The 3,301-nt window shown below is 65.3% G+C and carries 2 protein-coding genes; both read left to right on the plus strand.

What is annotated here, in order from left to right; genetic code table 11:
* Positions 1–1,701 (plus strand): 5-dehydro-2-deoxygluconokinase (gene iolC / locus RBB42_RS27865; RefSeq protein ID WP_305972688.1); only part of this gene is annotated, 1,701 nt, incomplete at its 5' end.
* The coding region (gene iolD, locus RBB42_RS27870; RefSeq protein WP_305972689.1) for a 3D-(3,5/4)-trihydroxycyclohexane-1,2-dione acylhydrolase (decyclizing) at positions 1,698–3,301 on the plus strand (1,604 nt) is incomplete at its 3' end. The genes iolC and iolD, both read left to right, overlap by 4 nt.

Here is a 3,301-nt window from a genome sequence, read left to right on the forward strand (position 1 = left end):
GAAGGCGTCAGCACGGAAGGCGTGAAGGTGGACCCCGACCGGCTGACCGCGCTGGTTCTTCTCGGCATCCGGGATCAGGAACAGTTCCCGCTGATCTTCTACCGCGAAAACTGTGCCGACATGGCACTGACCGAAAATGACATCGACGAGTCGTTCATTCGCCGGGCGCGCTCGGTCGTGGCCACGGGCACGCATCTGTCGCACCCACAGGTCGAGGCGGCGACGCTGAAGGCGTTGACCATCGCACGCGAGGCGGGCCTGCAGACCGCGCTGGACATCGATTATCGCCCCAATCTCTGGGGCGTGGCAGGCCATGGCGACGGCGAAAGCCGCTTTGTCGAAAGCGCCAAGGTGACGGCCAAGCTGCAGGAAAGCCTGCACCTGTTCGACCTGATCGTCGGGACCGAGGAAGAGTTTCACATTGCGGGCGGCAGCACCGACACCATCGAAGCGCTGCGCGCGGTGCGCAAGGTGTCCAAGGCCACGCTGGTCTGCAAGCGCGGGGCGGCGGGGGCGGTGGCCTTCACCGGCGACGTGCCCGACAGCCTGGATGACGGCGAGGCCGGGCCGGGTTTTCCCATCGAGGTTTTCAACGTGCTGGGGGCCGGGGATGGCTTCATGTCCGGGCTGCTCAAAGGGTGGCTGGACGGTGAGGATTGGCCGACGGCGCTGAAATACGCCAACGCCTGCGGCGCCTTCGCTGTCTCGCGCCATGGCTGCACGCCTGCCTACCCCAGCTGGGAGGAGCTGCAATTCTTCTTTGACCGAGGCATCAAACGCCCCGACCTGCGTCATGATGCCGAACTGGAGCAGGTGCATTGGGCCACCAATCGGCATGGGGACTGGTCCTCTGTCCGGACCTTCGCCTTCGATCATCGGCTGCAACTGGAGGAAATGGAGGGGTACACGCTGCAAAAGGGTGCCGCATTCAAGGAGCTTTGCCTCGATGCCGCCTTGCAGGTTGCCGATGGCAAGCAGGGTTATGGCATCCTTTGCGACAACCGCATCGGGCGCACCGCCCTGCACCGTGCCTCTGGCACCGGCCTGTGGATCGGGCGGCCGACGGAACTGCCGGGCTCGCGCCCCATCGAGTTTGAACCGGACCTGGGCGAGGATTTCGGCCGATTCCGTGAATGGGCGCGCGAAAACGTGGTCAAGCTGCTGGTCTTCGTCCACCCGGGCGACGACGCGGAGACGATGGAAACCCATATCCGCAGGGTTCGCCGCCTGTTCACGGCTGCCCGGCGCAACGGTCTGGAGTTCCTGCTGGAAATCATCCCCTCCAGGGTTGGTCCGGTAGACGATGAGACCTCGGCCAAGCTGATCCAGACGTTCTACGAGGCGGGCATTTACCCCGACTGGTGGAAGCTGGAGCCGTTCAAGACCGAAGCCGCATGGCAGAACGCCGTGGACGCCATCACCCGCAACGACCCGCGCACGCGCGGCATCGTGGTGCTGGGGCTGGATGCGCCGGAGGCCGAACTGGCGGCCAGCTTTGCGCTGGCGGCGAAACAGCCGTTGGTCAAGGGCTTCGCCGTGGGCCGCACGATCTTTGGCAATGCCGCGCGGAACTGGCTGGCGGGCAACATCACCGACGGCGAAGCGGTGTCCGAGATGGCCGAGAACTACAGCCGACTGTGCACCATCTGGGACCAGGCCAGAAACGAGGCCCGGAAGGGCGACAAGGAGGATGCCGCATGACCGGGACGATCCGTCTGACCGCCGCGCAGGCCATGGTGCGCTATATCGCGGCGCAGATGACCGAACAGGGCGACAGGTTCATCGAGGGCTGCTGGGCGATTTTCGGCCACGGTAACGTTGCAGGTATCGGCGAGGCGCTGCACGCCAACAAGGACACCTTCCCGACATGGCGCGGGCACAACGAGCAGACCATGGCCCATGCCGCGATTGCCTATGCCAAGCAGTCTGGGCGCCGCAAGGCGATGGCGGTGACCTCCTCCATCGGGCCGGGGGCCGCCAACATGCTGACGGCGGCCGCGCTGGCGCATGTGAACCGGCTGCCGGTGCTGCTGATCCCCGGCGATGTCTTTGCCGACCGTGGCCCCGATCCGGTGCTGCAACAGGTCGAGGACTGGACCGACGGCACGGTGACGGTGAACGACGCCTTCAAACCGTTGACACGCTACTTCGACCGCATCACCCGGCCCGAGCAATTGCTCACCGCGCTGCCGCGTGCCTTTCGCGTCATGACCGACCCGGCGGAATGCGGGCCGGTCTGCCTGTCCTTCTGCCAGGACGTGCAGGCAGAAGCCTATGACTACCCGGAAAGCTTCTTTGCGCCACGCGTCTGGCGGCAGCGCCGCATCCGCCCGGACGAGGCGGAACTGGCCGAAGTGGCCGAGATGATCCGCGCCGCCAAGCGTCCCGTGATCGTCGCCGGGGGCGGGGTGCATTACGCGGGTGCGACCGATGAATTGGCGCGCTTTGTGGAGGCGCATAACATCCCCGTAGCCGAAACGCAGGCGGGCAAATCCGCGCTGCCCTGGGATCATGCGCTGAACATGGGGCCCATCGGTGTCACGGGCGGCGCGGCGGCCAATACGGTTTGCGCCGAGGCCGATCTTGTCCTTGGCGTGGGAACGCGGTTTCAGGATTTCACGACCGGATCCTGGGGGCTCTTCGCAAACCCCGAGCGCAAGCTGGCCTCGCTCAACGTCGCCGCCTATGACGCGATGAAACATGGCGCCACGCCGCTGATGTCCGACGCGCTGATCGGCCTCAAGGAACTTGGGCAGGCGCTTGACGGCTTCACCTCTCCGGGCAAGACCGACGGGTTGAAGGACGACTGGTTCGGCAAGGTCGCCCCGCTGACCGACGCACCAGAGGACAGCAACCAGTTGCCCACCGACATGCAGGTGATCGGCGCGGTGCAGCGTGCGGCCAACGCGGAAACCGTGGTGATGTGCGCCGCCGGAACCATGCCGGGTGAGTTGCACAAGCTGTGGAAGGCGGGCAAGCCCGGCAGCTACCACATGGAATACGGGTTCAGCTGCATGGGATATGAAATCGCGGGCGCTATGGGCATCAAGATGGCGCAGCCAGAGCGCGACGTGATCTGCTTTACCGGCGACGGCACCTACATGATGGCCAACTCGGAAATGGCCACCGCGGCGATGATGGGCATTCCCTTCACCGTGGTGGTGACCGACAACCGCGGCTATGGCTGCATCAACCGGCTGCAGATGGGCTGCGGCGGGGCCGAGTTCAACAACCTGCTGGACCACGCGATCGGCGGCGAAAACTCCAACATCGACTTTGCCAAACACGCCGAGGCGATGGG

Origin of the sequence: Mameliella sp. MMSF_3455 (genome assembly GCF_030733205.1) — a bacterium.
Lineage (GTDB): Bacteria > Pseudomonadota > Alphaproteobacteria > Rhodobacterales > Rhodobacteraceae > Antarctobacter.